The 16,826-nt window shown below is 73.5% G+C and carries 13 protein-coding genes and 3 pseudogenes; 7 read left to right on the top strand and 9 right to left on the bottom strand.

The window, feature by feature from the left end:
- Positions 1-2 precede the first annotated feature (2 nt).
- Positions 3-750 (bottom strand): annotated as a pseudogene (locus ACGF8A_RS29325) (YqjF family protein).
- 203 nt (positions 751-953) lie between these two features.
- Here ACGF8A_RS29325 and ACGF8A_RS29320 point away from each other — a divergent pair.
- Positions 954-1,649, top strand: a complete 696-nt coding sequence (locus tag ACGF8A_RS29320; RefSeq protein WP_393113220.1) for a hypothetical protein — start codon at positions 954-956, stop codon at positions 1,647-1,649.
- A gap of 179 nt (positions 1,650-1,828) precedes the next feature.
- Complete coding sequence (locus tag ACGF8A_RS29315; protein WP_393113219.1) at positions 1,829-2,485, top strand: sigma-70 family RNA polymerase sigma factor; 657 nt, start codon at positions 1,829-1,831, stop codon at positions 2,483-2,485.
- A gap of 105 nt (positions 2,486-2,590) precedes the next feature.
- Here the strand turns inward: ACGF8A_RS29315 and ACGF8A_RS29310 are convergent, their stop codons facing one another.
- The 4 genes from ACGF8A_RS29310 to ACGF8A_RS29295 are packed head-to-tail and all read right to left on the bottom strand — an operon-like array spanning position 2,591 to position 6,536.
- Positions 2,591-3,118: an NUDIX hydrolase family protein gene (locus ACGF8A_RS29310; protein WP_393113253.1), complete on the bottom strand. Its 528-nt coding sequence runs from the start codon at positions 3,116-3,118 to the stop codon at positions 2,591-2,593.
- A gap of 24 nt (positions 3,119-3,142) precedes the next feature.
- Entirely contained in the window at positions 3,143-4,285 is a 1,143-nt protein-coding gene (locus ACGF8A_RS29305; protein ID WP_393113218.1) for an amidohydrolase family protein, read from the bottom strand.
- 1 nt (position 4,286) lies between these two features.
- The gene (locus ACGF8A_RS29300; RefSeq protein ID WP_393113217.1) at positions 4,287-5,687 is read right to left on the bottom strand and encodes a glutamine synthetase family protein; all 1,401 of its coding nucleotides are present in this window, start codon (positions 5,685-5,687) and stop codon (positions 4,287-4,289) included.
- A gap of 36 nt (positions 5,688-5,723) precedes the next feature.
- Positions 5,724-6,536 carry an SAM-dependent methyltransferase gene (locus tag ACGF8A_RS29295; protein WP_393113216.1) on the bottom strand — a complete coding sequence of 271 codons (813 nt, stop codon included), beginning with the start codon at positions 6,534-6,536 and terminating at the stop codon, positions 5,724-5,726.
- 218 nt (positions 6,537-6,754) lie between these two features.
- Here ACGF8A_RS29295 and ACGF8A_RS29290 point away from each other — a divergent pair, with 218 nt between their 5' ends.
- From ACGF8A_RS29290 to ACGF8A_RS29280, 3 genes and pseudogenes are all read left to right on the top strand, one after another.
- The gene (locus ACGF8A_RS29290) at positions 6,755-7,627 is read left to right on the top strand and encodes a Cof-type HAD-IIB family hydrolase (protein ID WP_393113215.1); all 873 of its coding nucleotides are present in this window, start codon (positions 6,755-6,757) and stop codon (positions 7,625-7,627) included.
- A 112-nt stretch (positions 7,628-7,739) separates the two neighbouring features.
- Entirely contained in the window at positions 7,740-8,222 is a 483-nt protein-coding gene (locus tag ACGF8A_RS29285) for a hypothetical protein (protein ID WP_393113214.1), read from the top strand.
- Between the two features lie 56 nt (positions 8,223-8,278).
- A pseudogene (locus ACGF8A_RS29280) lies at positions 8,279-9,777 on the top strand (flotillin family protein).
- A 29-nt stretch (positions 9,778-9,806) separates the two neighbouring features.
- Here the strand turns inward: ACGF8A_RS29280 and ACGF8A_RS29275 are convergent.
- Entirely contained in the window at positions 9,807-10,817 is a 1,011-nt protein-coding gene (locus ACGF8A_RS29275; RefSeq protein ID WP_393113252.1) for a PucR family transcriptional regulator, read from the bottom strand.
- A 261-nt stretch (positions 10,818-11,078) separates the two neighbouring features.
- Complete coding sequence (locus ACGF8A_RS29270) at positions 11,079-12,377, bottom strand: serine/threonine-protein kinase (RefSeq protein ID WP_393113213.1); 1,299 nt, start codon at positions 12,375-12,377, stop codon at positions 11,079-11,081.
- Between the two features lie 247 nt (positions 12,378-12,624).
- Between ACGF8A_RS29270 and ACGF8A_RS29265 the strand changes: the two genes are divergently transcribed.
- Positions 12,625-14,058 carry an amidohydrolase gene (locus tag ACGF8A_RS29265; protein ID WP_393113212.1) on the top strand — a complete coding sequence of 478 codons (1,434 nt, stop codon included), beginning with the start codon at positions 12,625-12,627 and terminating at the stop codon, positions 14,056-14,058.
- Positions 13,961-15,790 carry a molecular chaperone HtpG gene (gene htpG, locus ACGF8A_RS29260; RefSeq protein ID WP_393113211.1) on the top strand — a complete coding sequence of 610 codons (1,830 nt, stop codon included), beginning with the start codon at positions 13,961-13,963 and terminating at the stop codon, positions 15,788-15,790. Before ACGF8A_RS29265 ends, htpG begins: the two co-directional genes overlap by 98 nt.
- 31 nt (positions 15,791-15,821) lie before the next feature.
- On the opposite strand, the pseudogene ACGF8A_RS29255 reads toward htpG, so the two are convergent.
- Both ACGF8A_RS29255 and ACGF8A_RS29250 read right to left on the bottom strand, forming a co-directional pair.
- Positions 15,822-16,471, bottom strand: a pseudogene (locus ACGF8A_RS29255) (endonuclease).
- A complete protein-coding gene (locus ACGF8A_RS29250; protein WP_393113210.1) occupies positions 16,468-16,800 on the bottom strand; it encodes a DUF3140 domain-containing protein in 333 nt (110 codons plus the stop codon). Before ACGF8A_RS29250 ends, ACGF8A_RS29255 begins: the two are co-directional and overlap by 4 nt.
- Positions 16,801-16,826 lie beyond the last annotated feature (26 nt).

Raw genomic sequence — 16,826 nt, 5'->3', positions numbered from 1 at the left:
GGTCACCGGCCTCGTCGGCGGGCGGGGCGTGCGAAGCGCACCGGCACCCCCGGCGAGTACAGCACGCTCACCGGCTCGCCGAACGGCGCGGGCAGGCCCGCGGCGGCGATTAGGTCCTCCTCGCACTTGAGGAGTTCGGCGCGGTGCAGGGGCCGGCGGGGGTGGGTGTTCGGCAGGTGCACAGGGCGGCCGAGGACAGAGGTGTGCATGCCCCAGCGGACGGTCAGGAAGTGCTCGAGCGCGGTGGGCTCGGCCACCGGCTCACCGACGCGCAGCGTGATCCTGCTGTGGGCGCCCCTGGGGCCGGGCAGCCGCCGCGTGCTGCTGTAGGTGAGCACGTCCGTCCCGGGAGACGGTCATCCTCGACCACATGTAGGGGAGCCGGAACGCCGAGCGGCCGATCGCCACCGGCAGCAGCCGGGAGGCGTCCAGCGAGCGGAAGACCACTCCGCGACGGCCGTGGCTGTCCACCGAGTAGAGCCGGACGTTGGTCTCCGGAAAGCTGCCCAAGTAGGGCACACCGGGCAGCCGCAGCCAGCCGGCCCGGTGCATCCGGAACGCGACGAGACCGACGTACGTCTGTCCGTGCGGGGTGTCCGGTACGCACCCGGCCGGCAGCGGCGGTGCCACGTCCCCGGGGTCCGCGGCCCAGTGCAGGAAGGCCAGATCCAGCCACGACTGGGTGAGCAGCGGGCGGGGCGTGGAACCGGGCGGATCCGCCGATATCGGCTCGGGTCCGGCGGGAGGCAGGGGGAGGGGTACGTGTCGAGGATGCCAGAGGGGCAGTGGGGCCAGGGCGTATGCCGCCTCCCTCAGCAGTCGGTCCCGGTGCCCTGCCGGTTCCGGCATATGCGTGTGGTCTGTCTCACGCGTCTCGGAATGAGTCACCGGCACCACCCGATTCCGTACCCATCGTTGACGACCGCGCGCCGGATGCAAGGATGAGGGCCGTCATGACTGCTGGGTGGTGTTCTCGCACGGTTCGGGCCGCGGTGTTCGCGGCCGTCTGTGTGCTGCTCGCCGCCCTGGGTCACGTGCTGATGTCCGGCAGTCATGTGCCCTGGTGGGCGCTGGCCGCCGGGGGCGCCGCGACCGGCGCCGCGGGCTGGGGGCTGGCCGGACGGGAACGTGGGCTGCCGCTGATCGTGACCGTCGTCGTCGCCGCGCAGACGGCGCTGCACTCCGCCTTCTCCGTCGCCCAGTCGGCTGCCGCCGGTCCGGCGGCCCCCGCGCACGCCGGCGCCATGGGGCACGGGATGCCCGCGATGCCCATGGATGCCGCCGGCATGCCGGCGGCGCACCGGGGCGCCACCCACACCCATGCCCCGGACGCCGTCGACATGGGCCACGGCGGGGACATGCCCCACGTCATGGACGCCTCGTCCTCGTTCGGCATGCTCGCCGCCCACCTGCTGGCCGCGCTGCTGTGCGGGCTGTGGCTCGCGCACGGTGAGCGCGCCGCGTTCCGCCTGCTGCGGGCCGTGGCCGGATGGCTCGCGGCACCGCTGCGGCTGCCGCCGGTCGTGCCCGCCCCGCCGCGGCACCCCCGCCCGCGTCTGTGGCGCCGGGCCCCGGCACGGACACCCCGGCGGCTCCTCCTCGTCCATGCGATCACCTCTCGGGGCCCACCCCTGGGGACCGCTGTCTGAACGACAGCCGGTAACCCGGGGCAGCCGTACGCGCCTCGGGTCACGGCCGTACGCACGCGCGGGCCTGCCCGTGCCGCGCGGGTCGCCGTACGGCCGGCTCCCCACTCACCGGATCCCGCACCGCCACGCGCGCCCGCGCGCCACCGGCCGGGAATCCGGACGGCCGACAAGGACACCAGGTGATCACTCCTGCCCTGCCCGACGCACTCGAGAGAACCGAGGACCACCGCAAAACCGGCGACCACGACCGAACCGGTCCCCACGGCGCCGAATCCGCCGACGACTCGATAACGGCATGGGCGCTGGCCGCCCGGACCGGTGACCCGGCGGCCGTGGACCGCTTCGTGCGTGCCCTGCACCGCGACGTCCTGCGTTACGTCGCCCATCTGTGCGGCGACCCGCAGGCCGTCGACGACCTGGCGCAGGACACGTTCCTGCGGGCGCTCGGCAGCCTGCACCGGTTCGAGGGCCGCTCCTCCGCGCGGGCCTGGCTGCTGTCCATCGCGCGGCGCGCGGTGATCGACAGCTACCGCTACGCGGCCACCCGGCCGCGCCTGTGCGACGTGCCGGACTGGCGGCTGGCCGTGGAACTGGCCCAGCCCCGCGACCTGCCCGGCTTCGAGGACGGCGTCGCGCTGCTCGATCTGCTGGCCGCGCTGCCGGAGGAGCGCCGGGAGGCGTTCGTGCTCACCCAGCTGCTGGGACTGCCGTACGCGGAGGCCGCCGTGCTCAGCGGCTGCCCGGTCGGCACCGTCCGATCCCGGGTGAACCGGGCTCGCGCCACGCTGGCCGGCCTGCTGGCGGCGGCGGACGAGCCGGCGGTGCTGGTCGCCTGACCGACGGGAGGGTGCCGGCTTCCACCGGCACCCTCCGTCCGTCCGGCCTGTCGTACCGCGCGCGCCCGGTGCCGCCGCGGCTACGGCGTCAACCGGCGCGGCCGGTCAGAACGCCAGCCCCACGTGCGCCAGCGCCTGCTTGAGCAGCACCCCGTGCCCGCCCGGCATCTCGCTCTGCAACGCCGGCGAGGCCGCCTCGTGCGGGTCGAACCACTCCAGGTCCAGCGCGTCCTGGCGGGGCCGGCAGTCGCCGGTGACCGGCACCACGTAGGCCAGGGACACCGCGTGCTGACGCGGGTCGTGGTACGGCGTGATGCCCTGGGTCGGGAAGTACTCGGCGACCGTGAAGGGCTGGAGGGAGGCCGGGATCCGGGGCAGCGCCACCGGGCCGAGGTCCTTCTCCAGGTGCCGCAGCAGGGCGTCCCGGACCCGCTCGTGGTGCAGGACCCGGCCGGAGACGAGGGTCCGACTGACCGTCCCTTCCGGTCCGATGCGCAGCAGCAGGCCGATGCTGGTGACTTCACCGCTGTCGTCGACGCGCACCGGCACCGCCTCGACGTACAGGATCGGCATGTGGGCGCGCGCGATCTCCAGCTCGTCGGAGGACAGCCAACCGGGCGTGGTCTCGGTCATGTCAGACATTGCTTGATCATACTTTCAGGTGTCGTCGGAAAACCGGTAGACCCGGTGGGCGTTGTCCCGTCCCGCCCACCGCACGATGCGCAGCGCGTCGGGCAGGCTCAGCTCGTCCGAGTCCACCCGCTCCTGGAGCAGCTCGGCCAGCCCCCGCCGGAAGGCCAGGGCGCCCAGCAGGTGGAACTCGGCCACACCGTAGGCGTCGGAGCTGTACAGCAGCTTGCGGAACGGCGTGATCTCCGTCGCTTCGGCCAGCACCGCCCGGGCCCGGCCCGGTCCCACATGGTGCAGGGTGAGGCCGACATCGAGGTACACCTGCTCGAACACGGCGGCGAGGTAGGCGGCCTGGCGCTGGTACGGCCAGCAGTGCAGCAGCATCACCGGGATCGTGCCGGACGTCAGGTGCAGCCAGTCGGTCAGGTGCGTGGGGTCGCAGCGGTGCAGCCGGACGTCGTTGTCGCCGAAGCCCGTGTGCAGTTGAAGGGGGAGCCCCAGGCCGACGGCCGTCCACAGGAGGTGCCGTACCAGCACGGGATCGTCCAGCCGGCCGCCGCGCGCCAGCCAGCGCCCGGCGGCCCCGGTCACCTCGGCGCCGGCCGGGCGGGCCGGGTCCAGGTCGAAGCCCGTGCGGTAGGCGGCCACCGACTTCACCGCCACCACACCGGGCCGCCGTACCGCCTCCGCCGCGGCCGCCTCGAACGTCGGCGCGTACGCGTCCGGTTCGACCCCCGCCGCGGCCACCGCCTCGGCGACGTTCTCCAGCCGCACCACCTCGTACGCGACGGCACCTGGCCCCGCCGTCCCGGCCAGCTGCCCGGGAGTGGTCAGGTCCGGTGGGCCGTACCCGGTGTCGACGCAGAACACCCCGGTCCCCGCGGCGGACAGGAAGCGCCGGTTCACCTCCCGCACGCCGAGCCCGGCCCGGCGGGCCACGTACTCCTCGGCCGGGGCGTGGCGGGGCAGGTCCAGCAGGGGCGCGCAGTGCCGCCGGACGGCGACACCGACGGGGCTGTCGAAGGGCGAGATGCCGGGCCACGCCTCGCCCTCGGTGAGCAGCGACGCGAAGCCCGGCATGTCCAGGCCGGCGGTGACGACGCCGTGGCAGTGGTGGTCCACGAGGGGCAGCGCGTCCAGCGCCCGCGCGACCGGTCCGGCGGCGCCCACGTCAGTACACCCAGCGGTACGCCGCCGCCACCTGGTCGTCGTCCAGACCGGCCACTGCGGCGATCTCCCCGAGCCGTACGGCGGTCACCGCGTCGGCCAGCACCGTTCCCAGCGCGGCCCGCACCCCGTCGTCCCGGCGGAACGCGGCGACGGCCTCCTCCAGCGACTCGGGAAGCCGGTGCACCCCCCGCCGCGCCGCCTCGGCCCCCAGCCGCGCCGGGTCGCCGGTGATGGCCTCGGGCAGCGCTGTTCCCGCCGCCAGGCCGTCCAGTCCGGCGGCGACGACACAGCCGAGGGCGAGATAGGGGTTGGCGGCCAGGTCCACGGGCTTCACCTCCAGGTTGGCGGCCTGGTCACGGAGTCCGGCGGTGCCCGTGATGACCCGCACCGCGGTCTCCCGGGTCTCCAGGCCCCACGCCGTGAACACGCCGGCCCACTGCGCCGGCCTGAGCCGCAGATAGCTCGCCGGGCTCGGCGCGGTGACCGCCAGCAGGCCCGGCAGATGGCCGAGGATCCCGGCGGCGAAGGACTCGGCGTCCGGTGTCATGCCGTGCCGGCCGGTGCCGCCGGAGTGCAGGTTGACGCCGTCGCGCCAGGCGGAGAGGTGCAGATGGCCGCCGTTGCCGACGCCCTTGCCGGACACTGCGGGGGCGAAGGAGACCCGCAGGCCGTGCCGCCGGGCCACCGCGCGGACGGTCTGGCGCAGCAGCACGCTCCGGTCAGCCGCCGCGACCGGGTCGAGCGCGCCCACCGACACCTCGAACTGCCCGGCCGCGTACTCGGGATGGATCTGCTCGACGTCCACGCCCTGCGCCGCGCAGGCCGCCAGCAGATCGGCCGTGCAGTCGCTCAGCTCCACCTGCCGGGTGGCGCCGTAGGCCGGTCCCGACACCGCCGGTACGAACGCCCCGTCCGGCGCCGACCCCAGCCCGACCACGAACTCGATCTCCACGGCCGCCCGGAAGGTGACCCCGTGCTCCCTTGCCGCGCGGGCGACGACACGGCGCAGAAAGGTGCGGGCACAGGCCGGGTGCGGCTCACCGTCCTGCGTGATCCGGTCGACGGGCGCCCACGCCCAGCCGGGCTGGGCGGCCAGCACGGCCACCTGGTCCAGGTCGGGGTAGAGCCGCAGATCGCCGTCCGGTGAGCCGAGCACGTCGGTGGCGACGACGGAGTCGTCCGCCAGGAACGTGTCGAACACCGGCGACATCCCCACACCCCACGCCACGGCCGCCGGGAGGCGCGCCGTCGGGATCGTCTTCACCCGGCCGATGCCGGCCGTGTCGACGTACGACAGCACGATGCCGTGGACACCCCGCGCGGCGAGCTCGCCGCTCAGCGCGCCGGCCCGTTCGGTCTCACCGGGGCGGCCGCCGGGGACCGGGTCGGCAAGAGTCGTCATGGGTCGTCCTCCTCGGCGGCCGGGTCGGTGCCGGTGTCAGGGTTTCACGGCCACCGCGCCGTACTGCGGTACCACGGCGGGGGCGTGCAGTCGCGCATGCCAGGCCGAGCACGACACCAGGCCAGGTTCCATCATGTCCAGGCCCTCGAAGAACGATGCGATCTCGGCGCCACTGCGGGCGGTCACCGGCGGCGTGGCGTTCTCGTTCCAGAACCTCATGGCCGGGATCTGGCCCTCGCCGCCCAGTTCCGCGTCGTGCGTGGGGTGCGTCATGACCAGGAAGCTGCCCGAGGGGACGGCGGCCATGACCCGGCGCACGATCTCCCGGGCCTCGCCCGTGTCCAGCACGAAGTTGAGGATGCCCAGCATCATCACCGCGACGGGGCGCGTGAGGTCCAGGGTGCGCGCGGCGCGGTCGAGGATGCCCTGCGGATCGCGCACGTCGGCGTCGACGTAGTCGGTGACGCCCTCGGGAGTGCCGGTCAGCAGGGTCCGGGCGTGGATCAGCACGATGGGGTCGTTGTCGACGTACACGATCCGCGACTCGGGCGCGATGCGCTGTGCGATCTCGTGGGTGTTGTCCGCCGTCGGGAGCCCGGTACCGATGTCCAGGAACTGCCGCACCCCGTGCTCACCTGCCAGGAGTGACACCGCCCGGTGCAGGAACTCGCGGTCCGCCCGGGCGATGTCCCGGATCAGCGGGAACATCGAGGCGACGTGGTCGCCGACCCGGTGGTCGACCTCGTAGTTGTCCTTGCCGCCGATCCAGTAGTTCCAGACCCGTGCGTTGTGCGCCACACCGGTGTTCAGGCGTGCCGATCCCTCCGCCGGGGTGGGAGCCTCGCTCACGTCTCTTCCTCTCCTCGCCCGTACCGCAGTCGCCGCCATTGTGCCGCGTTCAAGATCGGCCCGGGGCGGGAACCGGGGGACCGGGACTCACTCGTGCGGGGGAGTGGCCCGGGTAGGGTTGACGGCCGCGACCGGAACGACGAGCGGCGCGTGAGCGGGCACCCCGGGACAGCGGCCGAGCGGCCCGGCAACACGGCCCGAGCCCCAGGAAACAGGACATGCCCCACTCCCACGCGACTCTGCCCACCCCCTCCGCCTCCCCGGAGCCCGGCATCCCCGGTATCCGCCTCGTCGTGACCGACATGGACGGCACGCTGCTGGACGACGACAAGCGCGTCCCCGCCGGGCTGTGGGAGGTGCTGGAGCAGCTTCGGGAGCGCGGGGTGCTGTTCTGCCCGGCGAGCGGCCGCCAGTACGCCACGCTGGCACGCGAGTTCGCGCGGGCGGCCGAGGGCATGGTGTTCATCGCGGAGAACGGCACGTACGTCGTCCGGGACGGTGTGGAACTCAGCTCCGACCCGCTCGCCCCGGCCGTCGTCACCGATGTCGTCGAGGCGGTACGGGGGCTCGCGGAGGGCGGCACCGACCTGGGCGCCGTCGTCTGCGGCAAGCGGTCCGCCTACGTCGAACGCGCCGACGAGCCGTTCCTGGCGGAGGTGCGCAAGTACTACGTCGAGCACCGCGTCGTCGGCGACGTCACCGCGGTCGACGACGACATCCTCAAGGTCGCCCTCTACGACTTCGGCCCCGTGGAGCGCGGCACCGCGCCGGCCCTCGCCCGCTTCGCCGCCACCCACCAGGTCGTTGTCTCCGGCGAGCACTGGGCCGACGTCATGAACCGCACCGCCGACAAGGGCGCCGCCGTCCGCCGCCTCCAGCGCGAGCTGGGCATCACCCCCGCGCAGACCATGGTGTTCGGCGACTACCTCAACGACCTGGAGATGCTGGACACCGCCGAGTGGTCCTTCGCCATGGCGAACGCGCACCCCGACGTCGTCCACCGCGCCCGCCACCTGGCTCCCGCCAACACGGACAACGGCGTGCTCCGCACGATCACGCGCGTGCTGGGCCTGCCGGAGATCGGGACGTAGGCATAAAAGGCGCGTAAAGATTGCCGGAACCCGGCAGTGAAACCCTGCGGCCCTGCATGTCAGGATCCCGTCAACGGGGGAGACCGGCGAGGGGCGAGAGGGGGCTGCGCGCATGGCCTGGTTCCTGGGACTGGGTATCACGGGGGTCGTGCTGCTCGCCCTGACGCCGGTGCTCGACGGGGTGCTGGACGGTGTCCTCGACGGGTGGCTCTCGTTGCCGGTCGTCGCCGGGTTCCTGGCGATGACCGGCTTCGGCGGAGCGCTCGCCCTGGGGACGACGGGCGCCGGCCCCGCGCTCGCCACCGGATGCGGCGGCGTCTGCGGCCTGGGCGCCGCCTGGCTGACGTACCGCCTGAGCCGGGCCCTGATGCGCGATCAGGGAGCCGTCGCCCCCCGGGGCGAGGACCTCGTGGGCACCTCGGGCAGCGTCGTGACGGCCATCCCCGCCGGGGGCTTCGGCGAGGTGCTGCTGCAACTCGGCGGCCAGCCGGTCAAGTTCGCCGCGCGCAGCGCCGTGCCGGTGGCAAGGGGCGCCGAGGTGTGGGTGGAGGCGGCACCGTCCGCGACCTCCGTCGTGGTGCGCCCGGTCGGCTGACGGCCGGGCCGCCTGTCCTTTTCATGCAGATTCAGCTCTTGGAACGGGGCATTGTCATGAGTTCTGTCGTCATCGCCGTGGTGGGAGTCGTCGTACTGTTCGTGCTGCTCGCCCTGGTGGTGGTCAGCCGCTACAAGGTGGCGGGCCCGAGCGAGGCGTTCATCGTCACCGGGCGGCGTGGCAAGCAGGCCACCGATCCGGCGACCGGCCGGGTGTTCACCGACAACAGCGGGCAGAAGGTCGTGGTCGGCGGCGGCGTGTTCGTCGTGCCGTTCGTGCAGCAGCGGTTCACGCTCGACCTGTCCTCGCGGCACATTCCGGTCGCGGTGCGCGGCGCGGTCACCCTGCGCGGGATCAAGGCCCACCTCGAAGGTGTCGCCATCGTCAAGGTCGGCGGGACGGAGGACTCGATCCGGGCGGCCGCGCAGCGGTTCCTGATGCAGCAGGACGGGATCGTCGGCTTCACCCAGGAGGTGCTGTCCGGCGCGCTGCGGGCGATCGTCGGGCGGATGTCCGTGGAGGACGTCATCCGCGACCGGGCCGCCTTCGCCGGGCAGGTCGCGGAGGAGGCCGAGGCCAGCCTGTCCGGGCAGGGCCTGGTGCTGGACGCCTTCCAGATCCAGGACATCTCCACCGAGGGCTCCTACCTGGAGGACCTCGGCCGGCCCGAGGCGGCCCGCGCCAAGCAGGAGGCCGACATCGCCGAGGCCGAGGCCCGGCGTGCGGCCGAGCAGGCCCGGCTGAAGGCCGAGGAGGAGATCGCCGTCGCCCAGCGGACGTTCGCGCTCAAGCAGGCCGAGATCAAGGCCGAGACGGACGCCGCGGCCGCACAGGCGGACGCCGCCGGACCCCTCGCCGAGGCGGCCCGGCAGCAGGACATCCTCACCCAGCAGGAGAAGGTCGCCGAACGGCAGGCCGCGCTGAAGGACCGCCAGCTCGACACCGAGGTGCGCAAGCCCGCCGACGCCCAGCGGTACGCCGCCGAGCAGGAGGCCGAGGCCAGGCGGGTGGCGCGGGTCAAGCAGGCCGAGGCCGAGCGGCTGGCCGGCATCGCGGCGGCGCAGGCCGAGGCCGAGCGGTCCCGGCTGACCGGCGAGGGAGAGAAGCAACGGCGCAGCGCCCTGGCCGAGGCGGAGGCCATCGAGGGCCTCAAGCAGGGTGAGGCCGAGCGGGCCCGGCGGGCGGCGGTCGCGGAGGCGGTGCGGCTGGAGGGCGAGGCCGAGGCGGCGTCGATCGGCGCGAAGGGCGCGGCCGAGGCGGAGGCATGCGGCAGAAGGCCGACGCCTTCGGCCGGTACGGCGACGCGGCCGTCCTCCAGATGCTGGTCGAGGTGCTGCCCCAGGTCGTCGCCAAGGCGTCCGAACCGCTCGCGGCGGTGGACAAGATGACCGTGATCTCCACCGACGGGGCAGGCCGGATCCCCCGCGCGGTCGCCGACAACGTCACCCAGGGCATCGAACTCCTCGGCGCCACCACGGGCGTCGACCTCGCTGAGCTGCTGAAGGGCGTCACGCGGCGGGACGGCGCGGCCGAGAAGGTCGAGATCACCGGCTGAGGCCCACGGGCAGCGGGCCCGCCCGGGAGTCACAGCTCCTTGGCGGGCCAGTCCAGCAGCCGTGCGCCGATCACGGCCGTCTGCAGGGTGTAGCGGTGCATCGGCTCGGCCGGGTTGGCGCCGGTGAGTTCGTGGATGCGTTCCAGGCGGTAGGTCAGGGCGCGCACGCTCAGCGCGAGCCGCCGGGCCGCCTCCGCCGCGACGCACCCCGAGTCGAAGTACACCTCCAGCGTCCGCAGCAGCGGCTCGGCGCCGCCCCGGGCCCCGCGCAGCGGCCCCAGGGCGCTCAGCACCAGGTCCGCCATCGCCTGCCGGTCACGGGTGAGGACCGGATAGACCAGCAGCTCGGCGGCGCGCACCACCGGCTCGTGGAGCGCCAGCCGCTGCGCCAGTTGCAGGGCGTTGAGAGCCTCTTCGTAGGAGTGGACCACGCCTCCCGCTCCGGGCTGCGGCCGCCCGATGGCGACCCGCCCGGCCTCGGTCGCCGCGCGGGCCTGCTGGGCGAAGAAGACGAGCACCTCGTCCTGGTCGCCGGGCGCGATGCAGATCAGCTGCCCGTTCTTGGTGGCCAGCAGGATGCGCCGGTTGCCGAAGCGCGCTATCAGGGCGGTCTCCACACGGCGGGTCACGGGGTGGGTGTCCGCGTACGCCTCCGGGCCCTCGGCGACCGCGACCGCGTGCGCGCTGGACAGGACCAGCCCGAAGCGCTCCGCCCGTTCGGCCAGCCGCCCCAGGTCGCTGCGCCCGTACAGCAGGTCGTCGATGAACTCCCGTCGCGCGGCCTCCTCCTGACGCACCGACAGCTGCTGTGCTCGCTCGTATCCCTCGGCGAAGGCGTCCACGGCCTGGGACACCGCGGCGAGCACACTGTCCGCCGTGCCCGGCGTCCCGGGCCACCAGGCGCGGGTGGCGTCGAGGTGCTGACGCACCAGCGCGCGCAGACTGTGCCCGGCCTCCGCGGCCCGTTCCCCGAGGGCGCGACGCTCCTGGAGCTCGTCGCGGGTCGGCCGGCGCCCGGTGGCCCAGACCTCCGTCAGCATGTCGGCGTACCCCCGCAGATACGTCTCCTCGGTCGCCGTCACGCTCACCGCGCCCCCGCCTCTCTCGATGCCGCCTTGACGCCTTCTTGACGGCCTACGGCACCGGGAGCGTAGTCACCCTTGCCGGAACACGGCAATGCGCGGGGCACCTCGGTCCGGTCATCATGGCGGTGGGGAGCCGCGGGGCTGCGGTGCCGCACACCCGGGACGGACGGGGGCACCGGGCCCCGCACGCCGCGTCGGCAGGAGCGCGGGCGGGACTCAGTCCTCCCCGCCCCCGTCGTCCCCCTCGCGCCCCTCGTCGCCTTCGTCGTCCGTGTGACGCCGCCGTTCCCGTTCCCGGTCCTCGTGCTTGTCGTGCGTCTTCGTCGTGGCGGGCGCCGGCGACGTCCCGGCGGTCGGTGCGGCCGACACGACCGCCGGGGACCCCGGCGGAGTGGGCGCGGTGGAGGCGGTGGGCGTGGAGCCGGGGGAGTCCGTGCGCGAGCCCTCCGCCGCCGTGTCGTCGGGCGAGAACCACAGCATGCCCGCGGCCACCGCCGCCAGGAACAGCGCCACCGCGGCGGCCGACCCCAGCACGCGGGGCCGCAGGACGACGGCCCGCACCCCCGGCCGGCCGCGGCGCCGGGACGCCGTCCTCGGGGCGGACGGCAGCATGTACGTCGTCGCGGGCCCCGTCCCGCCGGCCGACGGCTCCGGGCTCGGCGACGGTGCGGGTGCCGGTGCGGTGGCGGGCAGCGGCTCGGGGCGGCCCTGCCAGGCGCCGGCCGCGAACCAGTCGGCGACCTGGGCGGCGGCGGGCCGGTGCTCGGGCTGCTTGTCCAGCAGGCCCAGCAGATAGCTCTCGAAGGCGGGCGGGAGGTCGGCGCCGAGCTGCCGGGGCGGTACCGGGGTGGCGTCCAGGTGCTGGTGCAGGATCGCGATGGGGGTGTCGGCCTGGAACGGCGGGCTTCCGGTGAGGAGTTGGTACAGGACGCAGCCCAGCGAGTACACGTCGCTGGCAGGCCCCGCCGGCCGGCCGAGCGCGCGTTCCGGAGCGAGGTAGAGACTGGTGCCGACGATCTGGCCGGTGGCGGTGAGCGCCGCGGCCGGGTCGTCGAGGAAGCGGGCGATGCCGAAGTCGCCGATCTTCAGGGTGCCGTCGGCGTCCAGCAGCAGGTTGGCCGGCTTGATGTCCCGGTGCACGATGCCCTGCTGATGGGCGGCGGCGAGCCCGGCGGCCGCCTGCGCGGCGATCCGGGCCACCCGGTCGGCGGGCTGCGGACCCGCGTGGGCGAGCACCCCGGCGAGGCTGTCGCCGTCGACCAGCTCCATCACCAGGAACAGCCGGTCCTCGAACGTACCGAAGTCCAGCACGCCCACCACGTAGGGGTGATGCAGACGTCCGGCGGTCTGCGCCTCCAGCCGGAAGCGTGAGGCGGCCGTGGGGTCGGAGTCCTGGGGCAGCAGCAGTTTGACGGCGACCCGTCTGCCGAGCGTCTCGTCGTACGCCCGCCAGACCTCTCCCATCGCGCCGCGCCCGATCGGATCCTGCAGCTGGTACCGGCCCGCTATGAGCACCTGTGATTCATCCTCATGCTGTGTGAAGTCTCGGCGCCGCAGGCCGTAACTCACCGCCGGTGCGGGTGAGGTGGAGGGTGTGCCGCAGCTGCCACAGCGTACCGGCAGCGGGGCGGTGCTCATGATCACACCTACGGATGGCCCGGCCCCCCGGCAGGCGGCAGGATGGCCGGCACAGGCCCCAGCCATCCCGCACGCGGCGCCCGTCGGTGAGCGTGCCCCCCTGTCGGAGGAGAACGAAGCAGCCATGAGCGAACCCGCCGCCACAGCACGCCTCGCCCTCGCCCTCACCACCGGCCTCAAGCCCGACGGCCTGGAGGATCTCTACCGCGATCTGCACCGCCACCCCGAACTCGCCTTCCAGGAGCACCGCACCGCCGCCCGGCTGGCCGGCCGGCTGCGCGCGGCGGGCTACGAGGTGACGGAAGGCGTCGGCGGTACCGGCGTCGTCGGCGTGCTCGCCAACGGGCAGGGCCCGGTCGTCTGGCTGCGCGGCGACATGGACGCGCTGCCCGTGCCCGAGGCGACGGGCCTCGCCTACGCCTCCACCGTGGACGGCGTGATGCACGCCTGCGGGCACGATCTGCACGTCACCTGGCTGATCGGCGCCGCCGAGGCACTCGCGGCCGGGCGGGAGAGCTGGTCGGGCACGCTCGTGGTGGTCGGGCAGCCGGCGGAGGAGTCCGGAGGGGGAGCGTCGGCGATGGTCGCGGACGGGGTGCACGAGCGCTTCCCGCGCCCCGACGTGCTGTTCGGCCAGCACGCCGCCCCCGGTCCTGCCGGGCTGTACCCGCACACACCCGGCCTGATCATGTCGGCCTCCGACGACATCGACGTCGTCGTGCACGGCATCGGCGGCCACGGCTCACGCCCCGAGTCCACCGTCGACCCGCTGGTGACCGGCGCGTACATCGTCACCAGGTTGCAGTCGGTGGTCTCCCGGGAGGTCGCGGCGGCACACTCGGCGGTGCTGACGGTGGGGCAGTTCCACGCCGGGACACAGGCGAACATCATCCCCGCCGAGGCCCGGCTCGCGCTGAACCTGCGCACCCAGGACCCCCAGGTGCGAGAGCGCGTGCTGGCCGCCGTGCACCGTATCGTCGACGGCGAGTGCCACGCCGCCGGCTGTCCGCGGCCGCCCCTGGTCACCGTCAGCCCCGGCTATCCGAACACCGTCAACGACGCGTCCCTCGACGAGGAGATCGCCGCCGTGCACCGCGAACTGTTCGGTGCGCACACGGTGTTCGTCCTCGGCCCGGCGATGGGCAGCGAGGACTTCTCGCTGCTGGCGCCGCAGGGGGTGCCCTACGACTACTGGTACGTCACGACGACGCCGGCCGAGGTGTGGGAGGCGGCGGAGGGCGAGGCGCTGCTGGAGCGGCTGGGCAACGTGCCCGGCAACCACAGCCCGCTCTTCGCCCCCGACCTCTCGGTGCTCGTCCCCGGGGTGCGCACGCTCGTCTCGGCGGCGCTCAGCCGGCTCGGCCAGCAGCGCGCCGGGCCGGGCGCGCTTGTGTGCTCTGCTGCCGTTGTGTCAGATTTCGATGGCCCGCACCCCGCACCACCTGAGAAGAAGGGACGCAATGAGCACCGAGACGCTGGAGTTCCAGGCCGAAGCGCGCCAGCTCCTGCAGTTGATGGTCCACTCGATCTATTCGAACAAGGACGTCTTCCTGCGTGAGCTGATCTCCAACGCCTCCGACGCCCTGGACAAACGGCGCCTGGCCGGTCTCAAGGACGACAGCCTGCGGACCGACGACCTGCACATCGCCGTCGAGGCGGACAAGGACGCCCGCACCCTGACCGTGCGGGACAACGGCATCGGCATGTCGCGCGAGGACGTGGTGGGGCTCATCGGAACCCTCGCCCGGTCCGGCACGGCCGAGACCCTGCGCCGGCTCAAGGAGAGCAAGGAATCCGCCGAGCTGATCGGTCAGTTCGGAGTAGGCTTCTACTCCGTCTTCATGGTCGCCGACCGGGTCGTCCTGCGCACCCGCAAGGCCGGCGAGGAGACCGGCGTGCGCTGGGAGTCGGACGGCGACGGCACGTACACGATCGAGACCGCCGAGGACGTGCCGGAGGGCACGTCGGTGACCGTCCACCTGCGTCCCGCGGACGAGGAGGACGCCCTCCACGACTACGCCGACGAGGGGAAGATCCGGGAGATCGTCAAGCGCTACTCGGACTTCATCTCCTTCCCCATCCGGATGGGGGACGAGACCCTCAACTCGATGAAGGCGCTCTGGGCCCGTCCGCGGTCCGAGGTCGAGGACGAGGAATACCGGGAGTTCTACCGGCACATCAGCCACGACTGGTCGGAGCCCCTGGACATCGTCCAGATGCGCGCCGAGGGCACCTTCGAGTACGAGGCCCTGCTCTTCGTCCCGTCGCGCGCCCCGCACGACCTCTTCCAGCGCGACGCCCGCCACGGCGTCCAGCTGTATGTCAAGCGCGTGTTCATCATGGACGACACCCGCGAGCTGCTACCGGGCCATCTCCGCTTCGTCAAGGGCGTCGTGGACGCCGCCGACCTGTCGCTGAACGTCTCCCGGGAGATCCTCCAGCAGGACCGGCACATCCAGCTGATCCGGCGCCGCCTCGCGAAGAAGGTCCTGTCGTCCGTCAAGGACCTCCTGCGCGACGACGCCGGGAAGTACCGGACGTTCTGGCGCGAGTTCGGCGCGGTGGTCAAGGAGGGCCTGCTCGATCCCGCCGAGGACCACAAGGCGATCCTCGACATCGCGTCGTTCGCCTCCACCGCCGGCGAGGAACCCACCACCCTGGCCGAGTACGCCGCCCGGATGAAGGACGGCCAGGACAAGATCTACTTCATGACCGGCGACAGCCGGGCGCAGATCGAGAACTCCCCGCACCTGGAGGCATTCAGGGCCAAGGAGTACGAGGTCCTGCTGCTCACGGACCCGGTGGACGAGATCTGGGTCGAGGCGGTGCGTGAGCACGAGGGCAAGGAGTTCCGGTCCGTCGCGCGTGGCTCGGTCGACCTGCCCGCGCAGGAACAGCTGTCCCAGGAGAAGTCGGGCGCGTACGCGACGCTGCTGACCTGGCTGAACGAGACGCTCGACGAGGTCAAGGACGTACGGCTGACGACCCGCCTCACCGACTCGCCGGCCTGCCTGGTCAATGACGCCGACGGCATCACTCCTGCGCTGGAGAGGATGTACCGGGCGATGGGGCAGGAACTGCCCCCGGTGAAGCGCATCCTGGAACTCAACGCCGAGCACCGGCTGGTCAGCGGGCTCAGGGCGGCGTACGAGGAGCGCGGAGCGAACGCGGAGCTGGCCGAGACGGCCGAGCTGCTGTACGGCACGGCCCTGCTCGCGGAGGGCGGCGACCTGGCCGACCCGGCACGCTTCGCCAAGCTGCTCTCCGACCGCCTCGCCCGCACCATGTGACCGGCGCCGCGCCGCCGGCCCCTGAGACGGGTCAGGCGGCGCGGCGGAGGCTGTCCTCGGCCACCTCCTTGTCCAGTGCCGCCCGCACCGACGCCGCGGCCGGCACGGCCGGTTCGGCGTCACCCGCGAGTTCCACCAGCCTTCTGGATCCTTCGGCAGGCCGAGCCGCTCCACCCCGGACAGCGGCTTGGCGTCCAGGTACGGAGCGGCCTCGGGCCATACGCGCTGGGCCTCGCGCAGGAAGATGTCGGCGCCCGCGGGCCCCGTCCCGGGGATCTCCTGGAGCAGCCGGCGCAGTTCGGGAACCTCGCCACCGGCCTCCTCACGCAGCCGCCGCAGATCGCCGCCCCACCGCTCGGTGAGCAGCTCCGCGCCGTCGCCGAGCTGGGTGGCCGTGCGCTCGTCGTAGCGCCGGTAGCCGCCCCGGCCCAGGGCGTCCACCCGGTCCTGCCGGCTCGCCCCCGCCATCCGCCGCGGGTCGCGCAGCCCCGCCTCGTGCAGGGCACGCGCGGTCGCGACGGCGACCGAGGCCCGGATCCTGGCGCTCAGCAGCAGTGACAGCACCTGGAGGCGGTACAGCGGCTGCGGGGTGTCGCGCAGCCGGATACCCGCCTCCCCGGCGTACGTCTGCCCGTGCGCCTTCAGCAGTTCGCCCACGACGCGCCGCTCGTTGCCGGTCATGGCCTGAGCGGGTCGTGGCCCAGCGTCATCAGCCGGTGCCGGTGGCGGGTCTGTTCGGGCTCGGGCTCGTTCGCCACGTCCGCCTGCGCGTCGACCGTGTCCACCACGTCGTACATCACCTGGATGTCCTCGTCGGTGAGGTCGGTGCGCCGCTTCTGGAGGATCGCGATCACGTCCTGCCCGCTGGGGGTGCCGGCCCGCTCCGGCAGGGGCTCCGCGTCCTCGCCGGCGTCGCGGACCCGCAGCCAGGCCGCCAGTTCCTGCGAGGTCATGTTCACCGCGCGGTGGAAGTCCTCCCACAGCGCGTCGAGTTCGAGGGCGTCGGTCATGGGTGCCCTCCCTTCGTACGGGGGTG

The sequence above is a fragment of the Streptomyces sp. NPDC047706 genome (assembly GCF_043204795.1).
In the GTDB taxonomy this organism is placed as follows: Bacteria; Actinomycetota; Actinomycetes; order Streptomycetales; family Streptomycetaceae; genus Streptomyces.
The sequence above is the reverse complement of the archived record's forward strand: the minus strand, read 5'-3'. Positions and strand labels throughout refer to the sequence as shown.